Source organism: Pseudomonas salmasensis, from assembly GCF_014268375.2.
Taxonomy (GTDB): Bacteria; Pseudomonadota; Gammaproteobacteria; order Pseudomonadales; family Pseudomonadaceae; genus Aquipseudomonas; species Aquipseudomonas salmasensis.
The window spans coordinates 1,993,956-2,018,721 of the sequence record NZ_CP077083.1 but is presented as its reverse complement, the minus strand read 5'-3'; the positions used below and the strand labels follow the sequence as shown (position 1 = coordinate 2,018,721).

Below are 24,766 nucleotides of genomic sequence, written 5' to 3'. Positions count from 1 at the left end.
CAAAGATATTAGCTCTGGTCGCCGTAGCTGGCGTGCTGAAATCGGGTGAGAACCGGCGATAGCCCATTTATGGATATGAAACCCTAAGGAGTCAATTCGCTTGTCGGCGTCAGGTCAGATGCAAGGCACTCGCCTTGTTCTAAGGTGAACCGCTACCGGGAGCTATGTGCGTTTCGTAGTCAATGAACCCCTGTCGTAAAGACTATTCTAGGCTGTAGAAGCACCGCTTGAATGGCATTATGATACTAGTCTTCCTCGCTACCCTACCCACGGATGAATGATGATTAGTACTGAAGTGCAAGAATGGACACTAGAAGGCGTTTTGGACGAATTGGCACGTCTCGATAGCTCAATGCATGATCGACATTTCGCTTTTATTCTGGGTTCAGGTGCCTCCTTTTCCTCAAATATTCCTACCGGAAAAGATCTTGCACAACGTTGGCTTACAGACCTTCATCTTCGGGAATGTCGGAGCGGAGAATCGGTAAACGATTGGTCTAAAACTAGTGGAGTAATCAGCGGTAATATAACTTTTGAGACGGCAGCTGAATTTTATCCACAGATTTTTGAGCGTCGATTTCGGGGGGACCGAGAATCTGGCTACGCTGAACTGGAAAAGCATATGGACGGTAAAAGCCCAAGCTTGGGCTACACGCTGCTTGCTGAAATCATACAAGAAACTCGACACAAAGTTGTAGTTACAACTAACTTTGATAATTTGGTTGCGGATGCACTTTCAATGCACGCTCACCAGTCGCCCCTTGTAGTTGCCCATGAATCGCTTGTTGGGTTTGTACGGCCTCAATTACGCAGGCCGTTGGTCGCTAAAATCCATCGTGATTTATATTTTAATCCTATTAATGATCATGATGGTGTTTCCAATCTGGAGGAGGGATGGAAGAATGCTCTAAAAAAACTATTCCAATATTTCACCCCTATCGTTGTCGGTTATGGTGGCAATGATGGAAGCTTGATGGGGCTCCTAAATAGTCTTGAGTTGGGTGATATAGCAGGACGCATTATTTGGTGTTATAGAGAAGGGTCTCCTCCGCCGAAATTAGCTCAAGAGGTGTTACTAAAGCATGATGGAATTAAAGTAAAAATTCCTGGTTTTGATGAGTTTATGTTGCAGTTGGCGGCGAAGCTTGTGCCAGACTTTGATTTGAATAGGATCGCTGAAAGAACTGAGGATCTTGGTAAGAAAAGTGCTGACCGATATCGCAGGCAAGCTGATCAGTTAATGAAGGCTTTAGCAAAAGGCACGCAGGACCAACTCAATACCCGTCAGGTGATGGCGCAATCCGTGAAACCCAGGGAAAGCTGGTGGGCTTGGGAGTTAGAGGCGGCAGCGCAAACTGACCCCGATAAGCAAGATGAGGTTTACAAGCAAGGGTTGGCACAGTTTCCTGAGAGTTCGGAGTTGTTTTATAATTATGCATTGTTTCTTTCTGATAAGAAATTGGATATTGCAAGTGCAAAGGCAATGTATGAAAAGTCGTTGGAGTTGGAGCCGGATGATTATGATGCAATTCAAGCTTACGCTGAGCTAGTGTTTCGTCATGATAAAGATTATGAAAAGGCTAAGGGTCTTGTGCAAAAAATGCTAAGGTTAGACCCTGATAATGCTGATGCTTTAGCTTTCTATGGTTCTATTTTGGCGGCGCAAGGGGATCTGGTTGAGGCGGATAGCTACTTTCGTCGCGGATTGAAGTTAGACCCTGATCGGGTCGGTAATATAGTTGAATACGCTGACTTTTTGTCTGATTATCGAAAGAACTACACGGACGCAGAATTTTTCTACAAGCGAGCGCTTGAACTAGAACCTGGCAATGTGACGGCTTTAGGTAATTACGCTAGTTTTTTAGCGTTTCAAAGCAAAAAGTTGAAAGAGGCAAAGTTTTTTTATGACAGAGCTTTGATTCTGGCGCCTGAGTCACCGCTTCTGAAGGATGGTTATAAAATGCTTTTGGATGTTATGCGGAAAGAAAAGGTTAGGGCTGGGCGAGCAAGCAAGGCGCAGCATAAAGACAATGAAGTGTAAAAATCGCTGGAACGGAGAGATCTTTAATGAACTATCCTAACGACAAGCAGGGCCCTGTTGAGCATCAGGGCTCCTTAGCTATCATAACTTCTGGCTGTCTCATCTAAAAACTTATTTGCGCAGAAAATAGTGTCGGTTTTTGAGCGAAAATCGGCCTCGCCGGCGGAGGAGTGCGAACAGCAGGCCCTGGACCAATTGACCAAGGATGCGATCTCAGCGATATCCGCCGGCGCCGATCATCGCCAGGTGATCAGGCAGATGCGGTTGTGACGCTCTTACCTGTCCGGTAGCTCATTGAAGGGTTGCCGCCAAGAATCTTTCGACGTCATCGATCATCCCTTTTACATCTCCCGGGTTGAATTCGTTTGTCTTCCCGTGTGCGGCGCTATTGCGGATGGCGGCCATTACGGTGATGCGCTTCTGTTGGAGCGAGTTATAGGCGCCAGCCTTGGTTAGGTTCTCATTCATTTTGTTGAGGCCACCGTGCTCTAGGCCATTGGTAGAACACAGATCGCGCAGGGTTGTCTCAAGCACAACACCCGCAATGACCGCAGCGGCCATTGCATATCCGGATTTGAGCAGCTCTTCGGCTTGCTTGAGCTCACTGGTGAACACTTCTGCTTGTACAAGGTTTCGAAGAGAATTGAGATATCCCCCCTCAAAATCCTCTTTTGCTGCCAGAAAAACAGCTCTCATCCGTTCGAAACGAGCAATTCCAATATCGAACATTTGGTTCTGATCAGCTTCAGTAAACCTTTGCAGGTAACTAGATTCTTTGCCGCAAACTTTTTCAAGCAGTGCCTTGACCTTAACTGACCAATTCAGAATCGAATCCGGTGCTAGGTACTCTGTCTGACCCTCCCTTCTTGGGTCACCCCTCATCGTGGTGGCGTTGAGCAATTGAATCAATTGTTTATCCAGCTCTGCAAAGCGCCTCTCAAACTGTGCTGTCACTTTGAAATCCCTGTGTATGAATCGTGAAATAGTGGCTTTAGGCCGCTACAAGATCAAGCTTATGTTTTTCGGCTCACCTGAGCTTCGATGCTGCGGAGCAGCAGTTATTTTTACCGTTTCTATTGCGTTACCCGTAACGTTGCGGCATGATTGTTTTACGTTACGGGTAACGAGGTAGCTATGACAGACGAGAAAAAACCAAAAGGCCTAGCCGAGAGGCAGCGCCAATTCAGAGAGCGGCAGCGAGATTTAGGGTTCGCTCAGAGGACAGTTTGGGTTCACAAGGAAGCAGAGGAGCAAGGGAGGAAGGCAGCATTGGATGGCCGGCCATGCGAGCCAATGAGCACCCGGCACCCACTGAGCTGGGCCATGGGCTGGATTGACGAAAAGAATAGGCAAGACCCGGACTGAGTTTTCAGCACGGTAAGCGGCGGGAAAGTCCCGTATTCGAAAGGGTGCCAACCCGGTGTGCAACCACCGGGCCGGCTATCGCAAGACACAACTTGAAGGTAGACGTCATGCAACTTTACCAAAATATCAGTAACGCCCGGAAAGGCCAAGATAAGCCTGAATTTGAAGGGGATGGCTCGGTTGGCACTGAGGTGGCCGACTCTAGCGCCTTACATCTGCCCCTCTTCACCGAGAAGCAACGAACCTTGGTGGTTGAGCTCATTCTCGCAGAGCGGCGTCACGCTACCCGGTGGTGGACACACCTAAGCGAGTTGCGGCGGAGTAAGGAGCTCCCTGAGTGGGTTGCGGCGGACATTGGCACTCATGATGATGCATGACCTTCTGCTTGAGAGTAGGAAGGCCGTCAATCAGGCTCTGTTCGGCTCAGATGACCTGGGCGGCGATCAGCAATACCGCGCGGTGGTGTTGGAGTAGGGCTGACAAATAACGAAACCTTCGTAGCATCAAGGGCACTACCCCGTCACAGGGTGGTGTCCTTTGCATTCTGCTTGTTTCGACTCTTCATGCAGCGTTATGTGATTGATTAGTCAGCTCGCGAATTGATTACTCGCTTTCGAGGAAAGGCAATCAACACACATCCTCCTGGCAAAATTCGGCGATTACTGGCTGGGCGAGTTTTGCGGTCGTCCTTGGAGCCGATCTGAGCAAACGCGTATTCCCATGATTTCATAGCAGACCTCTTGTCGTGCGCACAACGTGCGCAGCTGTGCTTACGTCTCATTGATTACCATTGATATCAACACTTACTGCTCCTTGATACCCATTGATTTCCATTGAAGTACCTTGAAAACCATTGATATCAACATCAAGGCCAAGCAAACGGTTCATTCCCTGAACAAACCGCTCCGTCAGACCCTGTTCGGTGGCGTACCAAACGGTGGTTTTGGCGGTTTTCGGTCTATAGACCAGTCGATAAACACCTATCAGTGATGGGTCATTTAAATCTCTGACTGCTACGCCTACCAACGGTAAGAATTTCTCGATCTTGCTTGCGAAGCCTGCCCCTCCATTAGCGTCAAAATATGGGAGGAGACCATAAGTGGCTTCTTTCGTTAGGTCGTTCAGAGGGTAAAGTAGCTCCGATTCATAGTCGGATGATTCAACCATATAGGTAGCTTGCTCAATCAGCCCCATCTTTAAAAGAGGGTTCAAAACCGTCCATGCACCCTGATTTCCGTCTTCATCTTCTAGTCCATGGCAATCGGCGAAGATTCCCTTAGCTGTGGATGTGGTCTCGGCCGCTTTATACCCGTAGGCGACGAGCGTTCCGATTGGGCATATTTTCTCTCGTGAATAGTTTGTGCGTACCAACGTTCGGGGTAGTCCACCGTCAGCCGTCAGGTCCTGTATGCCATAAAGCTCGATGAATCGACGGAAGAGGAATAGCTCTCCTCTCTCTCTAAGCCGACGGAGAGGCGGTACCTCGCTGCCTGCGCCATCAATGAGCTCGTTAGGTAGCCAAAGGAAATCTGCTGTCTCTTTAGGCTTACAGAGCTTATAGCGGGGTTTCTTTCCTGCTTTTGTCACAACCACAAGGTTCGCGTCGATTAGTGCATCAATCGCTTCGGATGCTCGCCTCCAGGCCATCCCCGTATAATTAAAGACCGCTTGGGCGCTCCAGGCAGTTGTGGAATGGTCTTTCAGGGTGCCTCGGGCAAGAACAAGGAATGCTACAGCCGGCCGAAGCCCTAATTCACAAGCCTTTGAGAACTCAGCAGACCCAACTGCAAAAAAATTACCCTGACTCATTCAGTTATTCTCTTCCTTAATGTTCGGTGGACGGATAAGCATGACCGACGATTTAGGATCTCATAAAAAAGGCCTCTACTGAGTGAGGCCCGCTTGTTCAGCTCTTTTTAGGAAGCTTCACGCATCAATATGTATTTGGCCACTCTGTGAGGTGGTCTGCCTGGCTCAGTAGACTGATGTGTCCAATAGGTGCGGATCTCAAAACCCTTTTTCCTGAGGCGGCGGATCGTGTTTGGCGGTTGGACTATATCCAAGTCCTTTGCAGCTTCTATGGTTGATACTGGGCCGTTTCTCAGCGCCTCAATCATTTTGCGGTCTTGCTCGGTTGAAGAATGGCGTGTCATAGTTTGCCCTTCACGTTGGTGCTATCCAGTGTGTTTTCGCTAAGGCGGTGTTCGAGCACCGCCTTGGCAATCCCTCGCGCAGTCCTGCGCATTACTTTCCCTTTGGTTTTTTTGCGCCTCCCTGAGCAACCATCCCTTACTGCGTGATTTAGGGTGATGCTCATACGCTTGGCTCATCAATAAAACGGCTCAGCACAAGCCATAGCGCAGCGGACTTCTCCTGATCCCAGCGCTTGCTTAGGCGTTCATATTCGGTGGTGTTTGTATCCATCCCCTGCATAGCCCGGAATGTGTCGCAGGCTAGCTGGAGCATCAGGTGTTCGTTGTCGGTAAATTCGATGGTCATCTAGCGCCATCCTTTGCGGCGCGTTCAATCCAAGCTTTGAGTTCGGTCATCAGGATCAGGCGGCGCCTGCTCACTTTGAAGCTTCTGATTTCACCCTTTGCAATCAGCTCATACATCGCTGAACGGGAGCAGCCGACCTGGCGGCCACCCTCTTCAACACTTACAGATAGGGGGGGTATTTGGACTGCTTGGTTCATTACTGCTCTCCAGTATTTGGGAAAAAAGGGGGCTGGCATGAGAAGACTAAGATTATAAAGCGTTAAGTGCAAGCTATTGCGGCACACAACCGCATTCAATGGGATTGACAGGATAAAGCTGTCGCAGCAAAGTGCCCGCCATTCAGGAGGCGCACGAATGGCTAGACCCAAAAAAGCAGAACAGCCCACCGTCAACGTTTCTCTCCGGATCGAGCCGAAGATAAGATTTGCGATTGATTTGCTTGCGCGCGAACAAAAAAGGTCGATTACTGGTGTGATCGAGTGGTCGGTGATGCAGGCGTTGAAAACGCAGAGCATCAAGACTCCCGCGGGTGATGAGATATCGCTCTATGAGCTGATGGATTTAGCCTGGTCCCCAGACGAGGCGGACAGGATTACTTCTTTGGGTATGCTCTCTCCCCATACACTGAATCATGAGGAGAATTGCATTTGGACGCTGATCAAGTCGTCCGGAATTTTCATGGTCCTTGGAGACGGTAAGGCAAGCACTGTCCTGAGCGACTTTGTCCCGAACATCCCTTTGATCAAATTGTGTTGGCCGTTGATCAAAGAGAGGGGGGTGGAGTTGTCAGAATGGCCACGGCGCGGCCTTAGCACCGTGATCACGGAGGGGGACATACAACATTATTTTGGCGATGACTTTTTGGCTGATCTAGAGGCTTACCGTTAAATCAGCTCCACCGCAGCAGCCTTCGTTCCTAGTGCCAGGTGCGCATAGCGTAACGTCATCTTGATATCGGCGTGCCCCAGCAGATCCCGTACTGTGTTGAGCGGTACGCCGGCCATCACCAGGCGTGACGCAAAGTCGTGACGCATATCGTGCCAGCGGAATCCGTCGATCTGCGCCCGCTCAAGCAACTTGAGCCAGGCGCTTTTGACGTCCTCAAAGCGACCGCCGCCCTGGCCTGGGAAAACATACGGCGACTTGCTCACCTGCTTCTTCCAGGCTTCCAGCACACCAATAGTCTCCTTGTTCATCGGGATGTGGCGCGTATCGCTTGTCTTGGTGGTGGCCCCGGCGACTGTGATTGTCTTCGTGTCGAAGTTCACCGCTGACAATTTCAGGTCGAACAGCTCTCCGCGCCTCATGCCGGTATTCAACGATACCAACACCATTGGCTTCAGGTGATCGGTGAAGGGCAGTTGCAGCAGGCTTGGCATCGGCTCTCTGTGGCGGTCCGTCCGCCAGGCGTTTGCACTCTCTCGCTCGGCCCTCATTTCATCCTGTCGAGCGTCCAGGGCATCGCGTAGGCGCTTGGTCTCGTCAGCAGCCAGGTAGCGAATCACTCCCTTTGAATCGACTTTGAGCTGTTTCAGCTTGGCCAGCGGATGTGTATCGATGTACTCCCACTCAACGGCACGACTGAATACCCCGCTGATTGAACCCATCTTGCGGTTCACCGTTGAAGGCTTGTTGCCGGCCTGCATCCATCCTGTGCGGATCTGCTCCAGGTCCCGCACGGTTATCGCGTCCAAGCGCTGGGACATGATTGCTTCAAAGTTATTGCTGAGGGTGTGTTGTGTCTTCTCGCGGCCTTTGTGATGAGCTTTGAACCACGGCATATAGGTGTCGTCGATGAAATCGCGCAGCGAGGGCAGGGCTGACCCCTTGCGCCCCTGGGCTATGGCCAGGGGCTCGCCGTGGGCGTGCGCATCGGCTAAGTACTGGGCGGCCTCGGTTCGGGCTTGGTCAAGGGTAAGCACGCCGACACGCCCGAGGGTGGCGTTCTTGTTTCGGCCCCAAGTGACCATGTAGGACTTGTGGCCGCTGGGCAGCACGCGAATGAAGAAGCCGGGTTGCACTGTGTCATGCACGCGGTATGCTTTCGCCTCGGCGGCTAGGCTGCCAATTAGCTTCTGAGTGATTTTGGATTTCAAGGGTTCGTCCGTGACAGCAGGGTGGCAGCAAAAAGCACTATACCGCTCGATGTTCACGGACTCAATGGGACTAAAAGGCCCAGTAATACTGGGCTTGTTGCTGTGCCTGCTGGGTCGAAATTAACCCTCCTAGGGGAAGGTTGGCCGTTCGAACCGGCCCTGGGACACCATCTCTGTAAAGCTTTCCCCTCCTGGTATTCGCCGGTCTCAACAACAGTCATCCTCGTTCCTCGCCTGTGCGGGATCCAGCCGCGCTTCTTTCGGTTGAGATCCAGATGCATTTGTGTGGGTGGGGATAATGCACGTCCTTAGGTTGTGCGCTCCTTCTATATAGAAGAGGCGGTGGGGCACCCTGATTTTATAGGCGAGTAAGTGTTTCGCTTTTTTTAAGATAAGGGGTTGACGTCCATGGCGATCCCTGTAGAATTCGCCTCCCGCTTACGAGAGATCGCAAGCGCAAGTGGTTGAAGTTGTTGAAGAAATCTTCGAAAACTTCTGAAAATAACCACTTGACAGCAAATGAGGCTGCTGTAGAATGCGCGCCTCGGTTGAGACGAAAGATCTTAACCAACCGCTCTTTAAAAACTGAATCAAGCAATTCGTGTGGGTGCTTGTGGGGTCAGACTGATAGTCAACAAGATTATCAGCATCACAAGTTACTCCGCGAGAAATCAAAGATGTAACCAACGATTGCTGAGCCAAGTTTAGGGTTTCTTAAAAACCCAAAGATGTTTGAACTGAAGAGTTTGATCATGGCTCAGATTGAACGCTGGCGGCAGGCCTAACACATGCAAGTCGAGCGGTAGAGAGAAGCTTGCTTCTCTTGAGAGCGGCGGACGGGTGAGTAATGCCTAGGAATCTGCCTGGTAGTGGGGGATAACGTTCGGAAACGGACGCTAATACCGCATACGTCCTACGGGAGAAAGCAGGGGACCTTCGGGCCTTGCGCTATCAGATGAGCCTAGGTCGGATTAGCTAGTTGGTGAGGTAATGGCTCACCAAGGCGACGATCCGTAACTGGTCTGAGAGGATGATCAGTCACACTGGAACTGAGACACGGTCCAGACTCCTACGGGAGGCAGCAGTGGGGAATATTGGACAATGGGCGAAAGCCTGATCCAGCCATGCCGCGTGTGTGAAGAAGGTCTTCGGATTGTAAAGCACTTTAAGTTGGGAGGAAGGGTTGTAGATTAATACTCTGCAATTTTGACGTTACCGACAGAATAAGCACCGGCTAACTCTGTGCCAGCAGCCGCGGTAATACAGAGGGTGCAAGCGTTAATCGGAATTACTGGGCGTAAAGCGCGCGTAGGTGGTTTGTTAAGTTGGATGTGAAATCCCCGGGCTCAACCTGGGAACTGCATTCAAAACTGACTGACTAGAGTATGGTAGAGGGTGGTGGAATTTCCTGTGTAGCGGTGAAATGCGTAGATATAGGAAGGAACACCAGTGGCGAAGGCGACCACCTGGACTAATACTGACACTGAGGTGCGAAAGCGTGGGGAGCAAACAGGATTAGATACCCTGGTAGTCCACGCCGTAAACGATGTCAACTAGCCGTTGGAAGCCTTGAGCTTTTAGTGGCGCAGCTAACGCATTAAGTTGACCGCCTGGGGAGTACGGCCGCAAGGTTAAAACTCAAATGAATTGACGGGGGCCCGCACAAGCGGTGGAGCATGTGGTTTAATTCGAAGCAACGCGAAGAACCTTACCAGGCCTTGACATCCAATGAACTTTCTAGAGATAGATTGGTGCCTTCGGGAACATTGAGACAGGTGCTGCATGGCTGTCGTCAGCTCGTGTCGTGAGATGTTGGGTTAAGTCCCGTAACGAGCGCAACCCTTGTCCTTAGTTACCAGCACGTAATGGTGGGCACTCTAAGGAGACTGCCGGTGACAAACCGGAGGAAGGTGGGGATGACGTCAAGTCATCATGGCCCTTACGGCCTGGGCTACACACGTGCTACAATGGTCGGTACAGAGGGTTGCCAAGCCGCGAGGTGGAGCTAATCCCATAAAACCGATCGTAGTCCGGATCGCAGTCTGCAACTCGACTGCGTGAAGTCGGAATCGCTAGTAATCGCGAATCAGAATGTCGCGGTGAATACGTTCCCGGGCCTTGTACACACCGCCCGTCACACCATGGGAGTGGGTTGCACCAGAAGTAGCTAGTCTAACCTTCGGGAGGACGGTTACCACGGTGTGATTCATGACTGGGGTGAAGTCGTAACAAGGTAGCCGTAGGGGAACCTGCGGCTGGATCACCTCCTTAATCGACGACATCAGCTGCTCCATAAGTTCCCACACGAATTGCTTGATTCATTGAAGAAGACGAAAAGAAGCAGCCCGAAATTGGGTCTGTAGCTCAGTTGGTTAGAGCGCACCCCTGATAAGGGTGAGGTCGGCAGTTCGAATCTGCCCAGACCCACCAATTTTGTGTGGGAAACGCCTGTAGAAATACGGGGCCATAGCTCAGCTGGGAGAGCGCCTGCCTTGCACGCAGGAGGTCAACGGTTCGATCCCGTTTGGCTCCACCACTACTGCTTCTGTTTGTATAAAGCTTAGAAATGAGCATTCCATTGTTGTGATGGTGAATGTTGATTTCTAGTCTTTGACTAGTTCGTTCTTTAAAAATTTGGGTATGTGATAGAAAGATAGACTGAACGTTACTTTCACTGGTAACGGATCAGGCTAAGGTAAAATTTGTGAGTTCTCTTAACTGAGAAATTCGAATTTTCGGCGAATGTCGTCTTCACAGTATAACCAGATTGCTTGGGGTTATATGGTCAAGTGAAGAAGCGCATACGGTGGATGCCTTGGCAGTCAGAGGCGATGAAAGACGTGGTAGCCTGCGAAAAGCTTCGGGGAGTCGGCAAACAGACTTTGATCCGGAGATGTCTGAATGGGGGAACCCAGCCATCATAAGATGGTTATCTTGTACTGAATACATAGGTGCAAGAGGCGAACCAGGGGAACTGAAACATCTAAGTACCCTGAGGAAAAGAAATCAACCGAGATTCCCTTAGTAGTGGCGAGCGAACGGGGACTAGCCCTTAAGTGGCTTTGAGATTAGCGGAACGCTCTGGAAAGTGCGGCCATAGTGGGTGATAGCCCTGTACGCGAAAATCTCTTAGTCATGAAATCGAGTAGGACGGAGCACGAGAAACTTTGTCTGAATATGGGGGGACCATCCTCCAAGGCTAAATACTACTGACTGACCGATAGTGAACTAGTACCGTGAGGGAAAGGCGAAAAGAACCCCGGAGAGGGGAGTGAAATAGATCCTGAAACCGTATGCGTACAAGCAGTGGGAGCCCACTTTGTTGGGTGACTGCGTACCTTTTGTATAATGGGTCAGCGACTTATTTTCAGTGGCGAGCTTAACCGAATAGGGGAGGCGTAGCGAAAGCGAGTCTTAATAGGGCGTCTAGTCGCTGGGAATAGACCCGAAACCGGGCGATCTATCCATGGGCAGGTTGAAGGTTGGGTAACACTAACTGGAGGACCGAACCGACTACCGTTGAAAAGTTAGCGGATGACCTGTGGATCGGAGTGAAAGGCTAATCAAGCTCGGAGATAGCTGGTTCTCCTCGAAAGCTATTTAGGTAGCGCCTCATGTATCACTGTAGGGGGTAGAGCACTGTTTCGGCTAGGGGGTCATCCCGACTTACCAAACCGATGCAAACTCCGAATACCTACAAGTGCCGAGCATGGGAGACACACGGCGGGTGCTAACGTCCGTCGTGAAAAGGGAAACAACCCAGACCGTCAGCTAAGGTCCCAAAGTTATGGTTAAGTGGGAAACGATGTGGGAAGGCTTAGACAGCTAGGAGGTTGGCTTAGAAGCAGCCACCCTTTAAAGAAAGCGTAATAGCTCACTAGTCGAGTCGGCCTGCGCGGAAGATGTAACGGGGCTCAAACCATACACCGAAGCTACGGGTATCACGTAAGTGATGCGGTAGAGGAGCGTTCTGTAAGCCTGTGAAGGTGAGTTGAGAAGCTTGCTGGAGGTATCAGAAGTGCGAATGCTGACATGAGTAACGATAATGGGTGTGAAAAACACCCACGCCGAAAGACCAAGGTTTCCTGCGCAACGTTAATCGACGCAGGGTTAGTCGGTCCCTAAGGCGAGGCTGAAAAGCGTAGTCGATGGAAAACAGGTTAATATTCCTGTACTTCTGGTTATTGCGATGGAGGGACGGAGAAGGCTAGGCCAGCTTGGCGTTGGTTGTCCAAGTTTAAGGTGGTAGGCTGGAATCTTAGGTAAATCCGGGATTCTAAGGCCGAGAGCTGATGACGAGTTACCTTTTAGGTAACGAAGTGGTTGATGCCATGCTTCCAAGAAAAGCTTCTAAGCTTCAGGTAACCAGGAACCGTACCCCAAACCGACACAGGTGGTTGGGTAGAGAATACCAAGGCGCTTGAGAGAACTCGGGTGAAGGAACTAGGCAAAATGGCACCGTAACTTCGGGAGAAGGTGCGCCGGTGAGGGTGAAGGACTTGCTCCGTAAGCTCATGCCGGTCGAAGATACCAGGCCGCTGCGACTGTTTATTAAAAACACAGCACTCTGCAAACACGAAAGTGGACGTATAGGGTGTGACGCCTGCCCGGTGCCGGAAGGTTAATTGATGGGGTTAGCTAACGCGAAGCTCTTGATCGAAGCCCCGGTAAACGGCGGCCGTAACTATAACGGTCCTAAGGTAGCGAAATTCCTTGTCGGGTAAGTTCCGACCTGCACGAATGGCGTAACGATGGCGGCGCTGTCTCCACCCGAGACTCAGTGAAATTGAAATCGCTGTGAAGATGCAGTGTATCCGCGGCTAGACGGAAAGACCCCGTGAACCTTTACTATAGCTTTGCACTGGACTTTGAATTTGCTTGTGTAGGATAGGTGGGAGGCTTTGAAGCGTGGACGCCAGTCTGCGTGGAGCCATCCTTGAAATACCACCCTGGCAACTTTGAGGTTCTAACTCAGGTCCGTTATCCGGATCGAGGACAGTGTATGGTGGGTAGTTTGACTGGGGCGGTCTCCTCCTAAAGAGTAACGGAGGAGTACGAAGGTGCGCTCAGACCGGTCGGAAATCGGTCGTAGAGTATAAAGGCAAAAGCGCGCTTGACTGCGAGACAGACACGTCGAGCAGGTACGAAAGTAGGTCTTAGTGATCCGGTGGTTCTGTATGGAAGGGCCATCGCTCAACGGATAAAAGGTACTCCGGGGATAACAGGCTGATACCGCCCAAGAGTTCATATCGACGGCGGTGTTTGGCACCTCGATGTCGGCTCATCACATCCTGGGGCTGAAGCCGGTCCCAAGGGTATGGCTGTTCGCCATTTAAAGTGGTACGCGAGCTGGGTTTAGAACGTCGTGAGACAGTTCGGTCCCTATCTGCCGTGGACGTTTGAGATTTGAGAGGGGCTGCTCCTAGTACGAGAGGACCGGAGTGGACGAACCTCTGGTGTTCCGGTTGTCACGCCAGTGGCATTGCCGGGTAGCTATGTTCGGAATAGATAACCGCTGAAAGCATCTAAGCGGGAAACTAGCCTCAAGATGAGATCTCACTGGAACCTTGAGTTCCCTGAAGGGCCGTCGAAGACTACGACGTTGATAGGTTGGGTGTGTAAGCGCTGTGAGGCGTTGAGCTAACCAATACTAATTGCCCGTGAGGCTTGACCATATAACACCCAAGCAATTTGCATGCTCTGAGCTGAAAAGCGAGAGAGACCAGATTGCGGTGTGTGAAGACGAAGATGAACCGAAAGTTCGACGCTCACAAAACACCGAGATCTATCACCTACCCAATTTGCTGAAGCGAGGCCAACTGGCCGCGACTCAGTACCCGAATTTCTTGACGACCATAGAGCATTGGAACCACCTGATCCCATCCCGAACTCAGCAGTGAAACGATGCATCGCCGATGGTAGTGTGGGGTTTCCCCATGTGAGAGTAGGTCATCGTCAAGATTAAATTCCAAAACCCCAATTGCGAAAGCAGTTGGGGTTTTGTTTTGGGCGCTCGAAAAGAACGCCAACTTCCAAAGCCTGCATAGTGTTCCATTGAAGCCTTTTATACAGATACCCGAATACCAGTCGAACCTTGCGTGTGATCAAGGTTCACAGGTGGTGCGCCGTGTATTTATCTCCACGGTTATGTACCTCACAGACACTCACGTAGCGTCTGAGCTGTGAAACAAAATAATCCCCGTAAACAGGCCCTGCCGCCTGTCCGGACTCAACCGCCCCGGACTATCATGCTGATAGCCCTACCCCTTACCGCAAGGAGCCGCTCGGAACGCCGATGCGCCAGATCTGGAAATCTTTTCGAGCCCTTTATTTCGCCTCCTTGATGATGCTGATCGGCTCCGGCCTGCTTAGTACTTATCTGGCTTTGCGCCTGGCAGCAGACAATGTCGACAGCCTGTGGGTGGGTGCACTGATGGCTGCCAACTATTTTGGCTTGGTGCTGGGCGGCAAGCTCGGGCACCGCCTGATTGCCCGGGTCGGGCATATTCGTGCCTACGCCACCTGCGCGGGGATCGTCGGCGCAGCAGTGCTGGGTCACGGTTTGGTTGATTGGCTGCCAGCCTGGATTGTGCTGCGGATGATCGTGGGCCTGGGGATGATGTGCCAGTACATGGTCATCGAGAGTTGGCTCAATGAGCAGGCAGATGCCAAGCAGCGCGGCGTAGTGTTCAGCGGCTACATGATTGCGTCCTACCTTGGGCTGGTACTGGGCCAGTTGATCCTGGTCATGCATCCCCATCTGGGGCTTGAGCTGTTAATGCTCGTGGCGCTGTGCTTCGCGCTGTGCCTGGTCCCGGTGGCCATGACTCGGCGCATTCACCCGGCCCCACTGCACCCGGCCCCGATGGAGCCGCGCTTCTTTATCAAGCGCGTGCCGCAGTCGCTCAGCACCGTGTTGGGCGCTGGGTTGATCGTCGGTTCGTTCTACGGCTTGGCACCGCTCTACGCCTCTCAGCAGGGCCTGACGACTGAGCAAGTCGGCCTGTTCATGGGTAGCTGCATTTTTGCTGGATTGGTCGTGCAGTGGCCGCTGGGCTGGTTGTCGGACCGCTATGACCGCGCACTGCTGATTCGCTGCTTTGCCTTGTGCCTGGCGATAACGGCCTTGCCGTTGGCAATCATGACGCAGGTGCCGTTGGAAGTACTGTTCGTGGCAGGCTTCTTCTGTTCGCTGGTGCAGTTCTGCCTTTACCCTTTGGCTGTGGCCTTTTCCAACGACCATGTGGAAGGTGATCGTCGGGTATCACTAACGGCCATGTTGCTGGTGACCTACGGGATCGGCGCCAGCGTGGGGCCGCTGTTGGCCGGTGTGGTGATGAAGCTATTCGGCAGCCAGATGCTCTATGCGTTTTTCAGCCTGTGTGCGTTGATCCTGGTGTGGCGCATTCGACCCAAGGCTGTGACCAACCTGCATCAGGTCGACGACGCACCGCTGCATCACGTGGCGATGCCCGACAGCATGTCCAGTTCGCCCTTGGTGGCTGCCCTTGATCCGCGGGTGGATGAGCAGGTGGTACAGGAGCAGATGCAAGTCACTGTGCCTGATCCAGAGCCTGCCCCTGAAACCGAGGAGCCGACGAGCGAAGAACCGCACGAGCCACCCGACCCGGACGAACATCCCCATGACTTGAGCAGGGCACGCCCCTGAACGAAAAAACGGGCAGATCCCATCAGGATCTGCCCGTTTTTTATCTCAGCGTCTAACGCTTAAAGATCGTCGTCTTTATCGAAGCGCCGAGCTTCACGTTGTAATTGGTAGACAAAGCGCTCCACTTGACGCTGCACCAAACCACTCATGTTGTGAAAGCGCACGCCGGCAAAGGTGGTGTTGATCTTGTCTTCAAAGTGCAGGTAGCGCAGTTCCACAGAGGTGGTCATGCTGCCGAAGGGCAGGGCAGCGATAAAGCGGTCATAGACCTGGCCCAACTGCAGACGCTCGGAGATATCGCCTTCAAAGCGCAATTTGCAGCCGGTTGCCGAGATATCCAGCAGCTTACCGCTGATAGGCGCCTTGAGCTTCTCGCCACCCAACTGAATGTCCACCAATTGCGCGAGTTTGAGAGCGGCGCGGAAGGCATTGCGTCGTTGATGGTAAACCACTTCGCCGGGCAGGCTGCCGCTGTAGATACGGTGGCCGCCTTTTTCGCTGATGGTCAACGTGCCATTGCTTTCCCAGGCAACCCGCACACCCTCATGGAAACCTTCGATACGGAAAGCTTCGCCATTCTCAAGATAGCGTTCACCGTCACGGGGAATCATTTCGTCCAGTACCAGCGTCTTGCTGTCCCGGTCGATGTCCACCAGGTAGCTCTGGAAGCGCTGGCTGCGTTCGTGGAAAGTGATGATCAGCGGGTCATGACTTTCTTGCAGCATCCGCAACGTGCTGGCGATTTCCAGAGGCGTGGTGAGCACCTTGGGTGGCTGCGGTGCATCTTCCGCATTAAGGGCGTTGAACACGGTTCTTCCATCTCCAGGCAAAATACGACTACACGCAAGAACCGGCATTTTGCCAGTATGTAGCGCGCCTTGGATAGGCCACGCTGTAAACCGGCGTCAGGCTTGGCTGCGGGTGCTTGGCTTGACCAGGCGTGAGGTGGAGCCTTGGGCGTTATACAGGGCCGGAGGCTCTCCGCCGTGCAATATGCGCAGCTGATTGGCGGTGGTGGCTTGCTGGAGCTGGATCGACTGACCGTTGAGCAGGTTGGCTTCCTGGCACTGGGCAAGCAAATGATTGAGCTCTTTGCTTTGTGCCAGCAGTTGATCGCCAACTGAAGAGTGGCTGGCCAGTTGTGCCAGGCCATCATGATCGGCAGGCAGGCCCAGGCTGATCAGAATCTCACTACGCTTCTTGCCATGCTGTTCGAGCAAGACAATCAGCGATTGTTTGCGCGCCAGGATTTCTTCCAGCAAGGGCATATCTCGGCCGTACAAGGCCAGTGATTCTTCCTTGAGCAGCTCGAGCAATCGTTGCGTCGGTGCCAGATCATCAATGATCAGTTGGAGCAAATGTTCGTCGTGGTGCATGGCTGGCCTTGGGTTTTAAGCGTCCAAAAGCCCTGCGCAGGCTTTTGCCTAGCGCTCGGCTTCGAAGTTGAGCAGCTTGCTGGCTACACGGTTGCTGTCGACTTTATAGCTGCCATCGGCGATCGCCTGTTTCAACTCGGCCACGCGGGCTTTGTTGACGACGGGTTGATCGCGCAGCGAGTCAGTGACCTTCTGCAACTGTTGAGCCTCATTGCTCAGGTGTACCGATTCCCCACTCTGGCTGGCGGCGGCCTGCTCTGCTTTGGCAGGCAAGGGCTGCGGCTTGGCTTCTACGCTGTCCTTGGCACCGCCGGTGCGCGTATTGCCGGGCAAGGCCGGGGCGTTATTCAAACGACTGAAATCAATGACCATGTTGAAAAACCTCTGGGTATTTGGACGCTTGCCATGTTTTCGGCCATACCCGGGCAAACTTTAGGCTCGATTGACAATAAACCTGTTCGGCTCAATATCCAGCACACAGTGTAGGAAAAGCTGGCATTTGATTCCAGTCATCTATAGCGCCACCTCGACCTGGCCTGGCGCGGTGACTCTCGCCTTGATCACGCGATTGGAGTTGAGGTTCTTGACGCGGATCTGTTCGCTCATGCCGCCGTTGGACAACGCCTCGCCCGGCATTCTGACGTTCAGGCCGCCACTGCTGGCGGAAATCACCACCTGGTCACCTTTGCGAATCACCTCGGCCTGTTCCAGATGAACCAGCGTGAGGACTTGGTCGGTGACCACCGGTCTCGTGAGTTTCTGCCCGACGGCCTGGTCCAGCGACGTCAGGTAGCCCTGGTTGATCAGGCTGATGTCCCGCTCGCGCAACGCCACATCTTCGTAGCCGATGATGCCGGTGCGCTTCAACGGTCGCGCCACGACCACCACGTCGCGAAACAGCTTGACCTGAGCCGGTACAAAAACCGTCCAGGGCGAGGCGCCCTCACAGCGCACCTTTACGGTCACACGGCCGATGGGCTGGGCGGGGCTTTCCAGGGTGGCTGTCAATTCCTTGTCGCACAGTGGCATGCGCAAGCGTGGGTCCAACTGGTTGACCTGAATCTCATAACGCCCCGGCGTCTGGGTGGTCGCCAGATAATCTTCTACAGTGAACTCAAGAAAGCCTTGGGTGACGCCGATAAGTAGATCAGGCAGGGTAACGTTGTCGGCGCGGGCCGTGACGCCCAGGCCCGAGACAAGCAGCGCCATCGCGGCGCAGAGCAGTCTGCGGTAGCGTGAGCGGCCAGGGTGTCGGGAAACTGTCGTTTTAATATCCATACTCAGTAAATAGCAAAGCTCGTGCCGTTTAGTGTTGGGTACGCGTCGTACCCCTAGGATTTAGGAGTCTGGGCATGGCAGGTGTAATGGATTCAGTAAACCAGCGCACACAGCTGGTAGGGCAGAATCGCCTGGAGTTGTTGCTTTTCCGCCTGGATGGCAATCAGTTGTATGGCATCAACGTGTTTAAAGTGCGTGAAGTGCTGCAATGTCCCAAATTGACGATCATGCCCAAGTCCAGTCCGGTAGTGTGTGGCGTGGCCAACATCCGTGGCGCGACCATTCCGATTCTTGACCTGGCAATGGCCACGGGGGCCGCGGGTTTGCAAGACCGTCAGAACCCTTTCGTGATCATCACCGAATACAACACCAAGACCCAGGGGTTCCTGGTGCGCTCGGTGGAGCGCATCGTCAATATGAACTGGGAAGAGATCCATCCGCCGCCCAAGGGCACGGGGCGCGATCACTACCTGACGGCGGTGACGCGGGTCGATAACCAGTTGGTGGAAATTATCGACGTGGAGAAGATCCTCGCCGAAGTGGCCCCTACCTCGGAAACCATCTCCGTTGGCGTGGTGGATGCCGAAACGGCACACAAGGCGGTTTCGCTGCGCGTGTTGACCGTGGACGACTCTTCCGTGGCGCGCAAGCAGGTCACACGTTGCCTGCAAACCGTCGGGGTGGAGGTGGTGGCCCTCAATGACGGGCGCCAAGCCCTGGATTACCTGCGCAAGTTGGCGGACGAAGGCAAGAAGCCCGAAGAAGAATTCTTGATGATGATCTCTGACATCGAGATGCCAGAAATGGATGGCTACACGCTCACGGCCGAGATACGTAACGATCCACGCATGCAAAAATTGCACATCATCCTGCATACTTCGTTGTCGGGGGTATTCAATCAGGCAATGGTCAAGAAGGTCGGTGCGGATGACTTTCTGGCCAAGTTCCGTCCTGATGACCTCGCATCCCGGGTAGTCGACCGGATCAAGGCAGCAGATCACGGCTAGGGGATGTCCCCCGGCGGTCACACGATTTAAGAGGCGGCATCATTGTCTACGGGTAATTTGGATTTCGAACAGTTCCGGGTCTTCCTGGAAAAAGCCTGTGGCATATTGCTCGGTGAAAACAAGCAGTACCTGGTATCCAGCCGTCTCAACAAGCTGATGGAGCAGCAGGGCATCAAGTCCCTGGGTGAGTTGGTTCAGCGGATCCAGGGGCAGCCGCGCAGCGGGCTCAAGGAAATGGTGGTCGATGCCATGACCACCAACGAAACCCTATGGTTTCGTGATACCTATCCCTTTGAAGTGCTCAAGAACAAAGTGTTGCCGGAAGCCATCAAAGCCAGCCCGGGCCAGCGCCTGCGTATCTGGTCGGCGGCCTGTTCCTCGGGGCAGGAGCCGTACTCGATCTCGATGTCCATTGACGAGTTCGAGCGAACCAACATGGGCCAGTTGAAAGCCGGCGCGCAAATTGTGGCCACGGACTTGTCCGGCACCATGCTCACCAACTGCAAGACCGGTGAGTACGACAGCCTGGCCCTGGGCCGAGGCTTGTCCCAGGAACGCCTGCAACGCTACTTCGATCCCAAAGGGGCAGGGCGTTGGGCGATCAAGGCGCCGATCAAGAACCGCGTCGAATTCCGTTCGTTCAACCTGCTCGACAGCTACGCCAGCCTGGGCAAGTTCGACATGGTGTTCTGCCGCAACGTGCTGATCTATTTCTCGGCTGAAGTGAAAAAAGACATCCTGTTGCGCATCCACGGCACCCTCAAGCGTGGAGGGTATCTGTTCCTTGGGGCTTCCGAGGCGCTCAATGGGCTGCCGGATCACTTCCAGATGGTGCAATGCAGCCCTGGGATCATCTACCAGGCCAAGTAAGCCTGGGTGTAGGCAATAGAACTGTGGGAGCCGGGCTTGCCCGCGATGGCGGTGTGTCAGTCGATGAATAGGTCGGCAGGTACTGCGCCATCGCAGGCAAGCCAGCTCCCACATTTGTTTTCTCGGCAAGCTCGAGTAAAGCGGCAAGCCCCATTGCCGCTTTACTGGCACTACGCGGAAATCGCTTGCCGCTTTTCTGGCAGAGTCGCCGGCAACTCCCCTCGAAACCCTTGATATACGGGCTTTCGCAAGTTTGGCATGCACCTTGCTTTAACCCTGCTAACGAACAGCAGGTCAGCCTAAAGGTTTCCGCCATGAGCATCAGCTTCGATAAAGCGCTCGGTATCCACGAACAAGCCCTGGGCTTCCGCGCCCAGCGTGCCGAAGTCCTGGCCAACAACATTGCCAACGCCGACACCCCGAACTACAAGGCTCGGGACCTGGATTTCTCCGCCGTGCTCGCCGCACAACAGGACAAGACCAAGAACGGCACCTTCGCCTTGAACATGACCAACAACCGTCATATCGAAGCGCAGGGTCTGGGCAATGGTGACGAGTCGCTGCTGTATCGCACGCCGATGCAGCCGTCGATCGACCAGAACACCGTCGACGCCCAGCTGGAGCAATCGAACTACGCCGAAAACTCGGTGAACTTCCAGGCCAGCTTCACCCTGCTCAACAGCAAATTCAAAGGGCTGATGTCAGCCCTGCGTGGAGAGTAAGCCATGTCCCTGTCCAGTGTTTTCAATATTGCCGGCAGTGGCATGAGCGCGCAGACCACGCGTTTGAACACCGTCGCCAGTAACATCGCCAACGCCGAGACCGTCTCTTCGAGCATTGACCAGACGTATCGCGCCCGTCACCCGGTGTTCGCCACCATGTTCCAGGGTGGCCAGGCGGGCGGCAGCGAATCGTTGTTCCAGAACCAGGACGCCGCCGGCTCCGGCGTGCAGGTGTTGGGCGTGGTCGAAGACCAGAGCAACCTGGAGGCCCGTTACGAGCCCAACCATCCGGCCGCGAACGAAAAGGGTTACGTCTACTACCCCAACGTCAACGTGGTCGAGGAAATGGCTGACATGATCTCCGCCAGTCGCTCGTTCCAGACCAACGCGGAAATGATGAACACCGCCAAAACCATGATGCAGAAGGTCCTGACCCTGGGTCAGTGATAAGGGGCGCCAAATAATGGCCATCGTTGATACGTCTAACAACACGGCGGTTCAGGACCTTTTCAATTCCAAGGTCAAGACCGCGACGAACAACAGCAGCGTCAGCGACGCGTCCAAGACGGCGACGGGCAACCAGTCGCTGGGCAAGGATGCGTTCCTGCAACTGCTCGTCACCCAACTGAAAAACCAGAACCCGCTGTCGCCCCAGGACAACGGCGCGTTCGTCGCGCAGCTCGCACAGTTCAGCAGCCTGGAAGGCATCAACACCCTGAACGACTCGGTGAACAACATCTCCAGCAACTTCAGCTCGTCGCAGGCGCTGCAGGCTTCGTCGCTGGTGGGGCGCTCGATCATCATCCAGACCGACAAGGCCATGGTGGATACCAGCAAGAGCATGACCGGTTCGGTGGCAGTAACCTCGGCGGTGGGCAATGTCTCCGTCAAGATCACCGACAAAGACGGCAATGTGGTGCGCACCGTTGACATGGGCGCCCAGAGTGCCGGTACCCAGAGCTTTATCTGGGATGGCAAGAACGACAAGGGCGAGGTCGCCCCAGCGGGCACCTACACCTTTAACGCCACCACCAAGAACGATAAAGGCGACGCAGTGGCCTTGACCACTTCGCTGCCCGCCACGGTCACCAGCGTGACCCTGAGCAAGACCGGCGGCGAAATGCTGCTCAACCTTGCAGGCGGCATGGGCAGCGTCAAGCTGTCGCAAATTCAGACTATCGGTACATAGAGCCGGCTAAATACGGCAGAGGGAGAGAAACATGTCTTTTAATATCGGCCTTAGCGGCCTCTATGCGGCCAACAAACAACTGGACGTGACCGGCAACAACATCGCCAACGTCGCGACCACTGGCTTCAAGTCATCTCGTGCGGAATTCGCCGATATCTACGCGGCTTCCAAACTGGGCACCGGCCAGAACAGCATCGGCAACGGCGTGAACCTGGCGGCGGTGTCCCAGCAGTTCACCCAGGGCGACGTCAACGGCAGCGGCGGCATCCTCGACATGGCGATCCAGGGTGGTGGTTTCTTCGTACAGAAGGGCAGCGACGGTTCGCTGGAGTACACCCGCAGCGGTGCTTTCCGTGCGGACAAAGACGGCTACATCACCAACAACACCGGCACTTCCCGCCTGCAAGGGTATGCCGCAGACGATAATGGCAAGATTACCAAGGGTGGCTTGGTCGACCTGCAACTGAACCTGACTAACCTGCCGCCGAAAGCGTCCACCAAGGTCGACTCCAGCAGCAACCTGAACTCCTCGGAGCCGGTGATCGACCAGACGGCCAAGCCGTTTGATCCAACCAAGACCGAAACTTTCACCACCCAGTACAGCACCACCTTGTACGACTCCCAAGGTAACGCACACCCGATGGTGCAGTACCTGGTGAAAACCGACGGCAACAAGTGGAATGCCTATACCCTGATCGACGGTCGCAACCCTGATGGTTCGGCACCGACCGGCACCCCTTCGACGCCACCTGTGCCGTCGACATTGACCTTTGATGGCGCTGGCAATCTGACTACCGTCGTCACCAACGGTGTGTCCGACAAGACCCTGACCGTTGCCGGCTGGGTTCCCGGCAAGGTGACTGACGGCGTATGGAAGGCTAACGGTGCGGATGCCAACCCAGGCGGTATCGCCATCAACATGGCTAACATTACCCAATACAACTCGGCCACCTACCGTAACCCTCCGGTCACCGATGGCTATGCCACCGGCCAGATCACCGGCCTGAAGATCGACGGCAGCGGCGTCCTGTTCGCCACCTTCAGCAACCAGCAGAGCAAGGCCATCGGCCAGATCTCCCTGGCCAGCTTCAACAACGAGCAGGGTCTGCAGCCAGCCGGTGCAACCACCTGGAAAGAGACCTTCGCCTCGGGCCAGCCGGGTTATGACAACCCGCAGGCCGGTACCCTGGGTTCGATCGTGGCCAACTCCCTGGAGAACTCCAACGTCAACCTGACCAACGAGCTGGTGGACCTGATCAAGGCCCAGAGCAACTATCAGGCGAACGCCAAGACCATCTCCACCCAAAGCACCATCATGCAGACCATCATTCAGATGACCTGATACCGCTGCTCAAATACCTGCACACAAAAAAGCCCCTCGATTGAGGGGCTTTTTTTTATGCGCGCATTACTAGTTTACCGCCTGTTTCATCTCGCCTTGCTGCTGGAACGCCCAACGCCCAATGCGCCACGCACGGGGGCACGGGCGCATCTCGCCCACGGACCATCGGGAGAGAGGCATGGCGATGTACAGGCAGTGGGAAGGGGCTCCAGCGGGCAGCCATTGGTTTGTCCTGAATAACTATGACGCCGGCCTATATGGACGCAAAAGTCAGTCAGAAGAACCTGGGAAAGATCACGCAGCTGACACAGAGTCGGTCAGGCAACTGCTCAGCGAACTAAGGGATGCCGAACAAACATCCAAGAGCCAGACCGTCCAAGACCTTCGCGACAAACTGAACGAGAAGCGCGAAGAGCTGGGTGACGAAAAATTCAAAGAGATCATGCAGGCGTTGATGGCGGAGGCAGACGTCTCCTGGCTGGAGATGCTGCGCCGCCTGATGAAGGAATGGTTTCCGGAAACCGACGATACATCACCCACACCTTCGCCACCTTCTCCTGGCGTGTCGCCAGGTGGGGGAGGTGGAGGCGGTGGTGGCAGGCCAAGCCCCGGCAATTTCGGGCCCAGTGAGCCCATGAGTAATCTGCCGATTACCGAAGGCTCCAAGCACTTCAACTACAAGCCTGATCAAAGTAACCCAGGGAAAAAGCCGGACAACATCTGGAGCGGATTCAGCCAGGGGCCCGATGGCAACTGCGTCACGGTGTCAGCGATAAAGGGCGCCATGATGAAGTTTGGCCAGAAACCCACCGACGTTTTCAAGGAGGTAAAAGAGACGGCAGACGGTTATCACGTGAAGATGCGCGACGGCTTCGAACTTAGTCTCTCCAAGGATGAATTAAAGCAAGCGGCCAGGTATGCACAGTTCAAGGGTGACAATCCGGGCATGCTGACCGATGCCAACTTCATGTTTGCAGCGAGCGCCAAGCGGGCACAGATGGAAGGGAATGGCCTGGACGACAACCCTGGTCAATCAAAAAGAAGCTTCGCCCATGCGATGCAAAGTTTGAACAACGGCGAAATGCCCCACGAAGCATTGGATCGCCTGGGTTTGAAAGGGCTTTACAGGCGGTCTTCAAGCAGTGAGCTGGCGAGCGGCAAGCTCGGCGTCGTGGCCTACGATCGCCATTCGATGGCGGTCATCGACGGGCGCGTGGAGTTGTGGGGGCGCCGAGGTGGTGCGCCAAAGCAGGGCATTGCGTACGCATTCCTCTAAGGCGATAAGCAAAAAGCCCGATAAACCCTATGCAGT

General features: G+C 54.0%; 20 protein-coding genes, 2 tRNA genes and 3 rRNA genes. 15 read left to right on the top strand and 10 right to left on the bottom strand.

The window, feature by feature from the left end; translation table 11 throughout:
- Nucleotides 1–280: 280 nt before the first annotated feature.
- Complete coding sequence (locus HU731_RS08860; RefSeq protein ID WP_186609166.1) at nt 281–2,041, top strand: tetratricopeptide repeat protein; 1,761 nt, start codon at nt 281–283, stop codon at nt 2,039–2,041.
- 291 nt (nt 2,042–2,332) lie between these two features.
- On the opposite strand, the gene HU731_RS08855 is transcribed toward HU731_RS08860, so the two are convergent.
- The 5 genes from HU731_RS08855 to HU731_RS08835 all read right to left on the bottom strand — a co-directional run bounded on the left by HU731_RS08855 (nt 2,333) and on the right by HU731_RS08835 (nt 6,102).
- Nucleotides 2,333–2,995 (bottom strand): DUF4145 domain-containing protein, encoded by a 663-nt coding sequence (locus HU731_RS08855; RefSeq protein WP_186609164.1) that lies wholly within the window; start codon nt 2,993–2,995, stop codon nt 2,333–2,335.
- Nucleotides 2,996–4,183: 1,188 nt separating this feature from the next.
- Nucleotides 4,184–5,215, bottom strand: a complete 1,032-nt coding sequence (locus tag HU731_RS08850) for a hypothetical protein (protein ID WP_186609162.1) — start codon at nt 5,213–5,215, stop codon at nt 4,184–4,186.
- 107 nt (nt 5,216–5,322) lie between these two features.
- A complete protein-coding gene (locus HU731_RS08845) occupies nt 5,323–5,523 on the bottom strand; it encodes a helix-turn-helix domain-containing protein (protein ID WP_223530193.1) in 201 nt (66 codons plus the stop codon).
- A gap of 196 nt (nt 5,524–5,719) precedes the next feature.
- A complete protein-coding gene (locus HU731_RS08840; RefSeq protein WP_186609159.1) occupies nt 5,720–5,905 on the bottom strand; it encodes a hypothetical protein in 186 nt (61 codons plus the stop codon).
- On the bottom strand, nt 5,902–6,102 hold the full coding sequence (locus HU731_RS08835; protein ID WP_186609158.1) for a helix-turn-helix domain-containing protein: 201 nt from the start codon (nt 6,100–6,102) through the stop codon (nt 5,902–5,904). Before HU731_RS08835 ends, HU731_RS08840 begins: the two co-directional genes overlap by 4 nt.
- A gap of 157 nt (nt 6,103–6,259) precedes the next feature.
- Here HU731_RS08835 and HU731_RS08830 point away from each other — a divergent pair, with 157 nt between their 5' ends.
- On the top strand, nt 6,260–6,793 hold the full coding sequence (locus HU731_RS08830; protein WP_186609154.1) for a hypothetical protein: 534 nt from the start codon (nt 6,260–6,262) through the stop codon (nt 6,791–6,793).
- Here HU731_RS08830 and HU731_RS08825 read toward each other — a convergent pair.
- Entirely contained in the window at nt 6,790–8,001 is a 1,212-nt protein-coding gene (locus HU731_RS08825; RefSeq protein ID WP_186609152.1) for a site-specific integrase, read from the bottom strand. The two genes, HU731_RS08830 and HU731_RS08825, sit on opposite strands and share 4 nt — an antisense overlap.
- Nucleotides 8,002–8,735: 734 nt before the next feature.
- Between HU731_RS08825 and HU731_RS08820 the strand changes: the two genes are divergently transcribed.
- The 6 genes from HU731_RS08820 to HU731_RS08795 all read left to right on the top strand — a co-directional run bounded on the left by HU731_RS08820 (nt 8,736) and on the right by HU731_RS08795 (nt 15,670).
- Nucleotides 8,736–10,272, top strand: a 16S ribosomal RNA gene (locus HU731_RS08820).
- 82 nt (nt 10,273–10,354) lie between these two features.
- Nucleotides 10,355–10,431 (top strand) — tRNA-Ile (locus tag HU731_RS08815).
- A 30-nt stretch (nt 10,432–10,461) separates the two neighbouring features.
- Nucleotides 10,462–10,537 (top strand) — tRNA-Ala (locus HU731_RS08810).
- 247 nt (nt 10,538–10,784) lie between these two features.
- Nucleotides 10,785–13,676 (top strand): 23S ribosomal RNA (locus tag HU731_RS08805).
- A gap of 170 nt (nt 13,677–13,846) precedes the next feature.
- Nucleotides 13,847–13,962: ribosomal RNA gene (rrf, locus tag HU731_RS08800) — 5S ribosomal RNA — on the top strand.
- Together the 16S, 23S and 5S rRNA genes with 2 tRNA genes alongside form the textbook arrangement of a ribosomal RNA operon.
- Nucleotides 13,963–14,296: 334 nt before the next feature.
- Nucleotides 14,297–15,670 (top strand): MFS transporter, encoded by a 1,374-nt coding sequence (locus HU731_RS08795; RefSeq protein WP_032895641.1) that lies wholly within the window; start codon nt 14,297–14,299, stop codon nt 15,668–15,670.
- 59 nt (nt 15,671–15,729) lie between these two features.
- On the opposite strand, the gene HU731_RS08790 is transcribed toward HU731_RS08795, so the two are convergent.
- The 4 genes from HU731_RS08790 to flgA form a co-directional block, all read right to left on the bottom strand.
- The gene (locus HU731_RS08790; protein ID WP_014719585.1) at nt 15,730–16,479 is read right to left on the bottom strand and encodes a flagellar brake protein; all 750 of its coding nucleotides are present in this window, start codon (nt 16,477–16,479) and stop codon (nt 15,730–15,732) included.
- A gap of 96 nt (nt 16,480–16,575) precedes the next feature.
- On the bottom strand, nt 16,576–17,046 hold the full coding sequence (locus HU731_RS08785) for a flagellar protein FlgN (RefSeq protein WP_186608908.1): 471 nt from the start codon (nt 17,044–17,046) through the stop codon (nt 16,576–16,578).
- Nucleotides 17,047–17,094: 48 nt separating this feature from the next.
- Nucleotides 17,095–17,418 carry a flagellar biosynthesis anti-sigma factor FlgM gene (flgM, locus tag HU731_RS08780; RefSeq protein ID WP_003193581.1) on the bottom strand — a complete coding sequence of 108 codons (324 nt, stop codon included), beginning with the start codon at nt 17,416–17,418 and terminating at the stop codon, nt 17,095–17,097.
- A gap of 141 nt (nt 17,419–17,559) precedes the next feature.
- Entirely contained in the window at nt 17,560–18,324 is a 765-nt protein-coding gene (gene flgA / locus HU731_RS08775; protein WP_186608909.1) for a flagellar basal body P-ring formation chaperone FlgA, read from the bottom strand.
- 74 nt (nt 18,325–18,398) lie between these two features.
- On the opposite strand from flgA, the gene HU731_RS08770 reads away from it, so the two are divergent.
- From HU731_RS08770 to HU731_RS08740, 7 genes are all read left to right on the top strand, one after another.
- Nucleotides 18,399–19,331: a chemotaxis protein CheV gene (locus HU731_RS08770; protein ID WP_003193578.1), complete on the top strand. Its 933-nt coding sequence runs from the start codon at nt 18,399–18,401 to the stop codon at nt 19,329–19,331.
- Nucleotides 19,332–19,373: 42 nt separating this feature from the next.
- Nucleotides 19,374–20,201 carry a protein-glutamate O-methyltransferase CheR gene (gene cheR, locus HU731_RS08765; protein ID WP_014719581.1) on the top strand — a complete coding sequence of 276 codons (828 nt, stop codon included), beginning with the start codon at nt 19,374–19,376 and terminating at the stop codon, nt 20,199–20,201.
- A 314-nt stretch (nt 20,202–20,515) separates the two neighbouring features.
- Entirely contained in the window at nt 20,516–20,923 is a 408-nt protein-coding gene (gene flgB / locus HU731_RS08760) for a flagellar basal body rod protein FlgB (RefSeq protein ID WP_186608910.1), read from the top strand.
- 3 nt (nt 20,924–20,926) lie between these two features.
- Nucleotides 20,927–21,370, top strand: a complete 444-nt coding sequence (gene flgC / locus HU731_RS08755) for a flagellar basal body rod protein FlgC (RefSeq protein WP_032895649.1) — start codon at nt 20,927–20,929, stop codon at nt 21,368–21,370.
- A gap of 16 nt (nt 21,371–21,386) precedes the next feature.
- The gene (gene flgD / locus HU731_RS08750; protein ID WP_003193570.1) at nt 21,387–22,112 is read left to right on the top strand and encodes a flagellar hook assembly protein FlgD; all 726 of its coding nucleotides are present in this window, start codon (nt 21,387–21,389) and stop codon (nt 22,110–22,112) included.
- A gap of 31 nt (nt 22,113–22,143) precedes the next feature.
- Nucleotides 22,144–23,454 (top strand): flagellar hook protein FlgE, encoded by a 1,311-nt coding sequence (gene flgE / locus HU731_RS08745; RefSeq protein ID WP_186608911.1) that lies wholly within the window; start codon nt 22,144–22,146, stop codon nt 23,452–23,454.
- A 178-nt stretch (nt 23,455–23,632) separates the two neighbouring features.
- Nucleotides 23,633–24,730, top strand: coding sequence for a hypothetical protein (locus tag HU731_RS08740; protein WP_186608913.1), 1,098 nt, complete (start codon nt 23,633–23,635; stop codon nt 24,728–24,730).
- Nucleotides 24,731–24,766: the final 36 nt, after the last annotated feature.

Coding starts and splice junctions, on each gene's coding strand:
- HU731_RS08860 (WP_186609166.1), top strand. CDS start 281: ATGATTAGTACTGAAGTGCAAGAATGGACACTAGAAGGCGTTTTGGAC.
- HU731_RS08850 (WP_186609162.1), bottom strand. CDS start 5,215: ATGAGTCAGGGTAATTTTTTTGCAGTTGGGTCTGCTGAGTTCTCAAAG.
- HU731_RS08845 (WP_223530193.1), bottom strand. CDS start 5,523: ATGATTGAGGCGCTGAGAAACGGCCCAGTATCAACCATAGAAGCTGCA.
- HU731_RS08840 (WP_186609159.1), bottom strand. CDS start 5,905: ATGACCATCGAATTTACCGACAACGAACACCTGATGCTCCAGCTAGCC.
- HU731_RS08835 (WP_186609158.1), bottom strand. CDS start 6,102: ATGAACCAAGCAGTCCAAATACCCCCCCTATCTGTAAGTGTTGAAGAG.
- HU731_RS08830 (WP_186609154.1), top strand. CDS start 6,260: ATGGCTAGACCCAAAAAAGCAGAACAGCCCACCGTCAACGTTTCTCTC.
- HU731_RS08795 (WP_032895641.1), top strand. CDS start 14,297: ATGCGCCAGATCTGGAAATCTTTTCGAGCCCTTTATTTCGCCTCCTTG.
- HU731_RS08785 (WP_186608908.1), bottom strand. CDS start 17,046: ATGCACCACGACGAACATTTGCTCCAACTGATCATTGATGATCTGGCA.
- flgM (WP_003193581.1), bottom strand. CDS start 17,418: ATGGTCATTGATTTCAGTCGTTTGAATAACGCCCCGGCCTTGCCCGGC.
- flgA (WP_186608909.1), bottom strand. CDS start 18,324: ATGGATATTAAAACGACAGTTTCCCGACACCCTGGCCGCTCACGCTAC.
- HU731_RS08770 (WP_003193578.1), top strand. CDS start 18,399: ATGGCAGGTGTAATGGATTCAGTAAACCAGCGCACACAGCTGGTAGGG.
- flgB (WP_186608910.1), top strand. CDS start 20,516: ATGAGCATCAGCTTCGATAAAGCGCTCGGTATCCACGAACAAGCCCTG.
- flgC (WP_032895649.1), top strand. CDS start 20,927: ATGTCCCTGTCCAGTGTTTTCAATATTGCCGGCAGTGGCATGAGCGCG.
- flgD (WP_003193570.1), top strand. CDS start 21,387: ATGGCCATCGTTGATACGTCTAACAACACGGCGGTTCAGGACCTTTTC.
- flgE (WP_186608911.1), top strand. CDS start 22,144: ATGTCTTTTAATATCGGCCTTAGCGGCCTCTATGCGGCCAACAAACAA.
- HU731_RS08740 (WP_186608913.1), top strand. CDS start 23,633: ATGGCGATGTACAGGCAGTGGGAAGGGGCTCCAGCGGGCAGCCATTGG.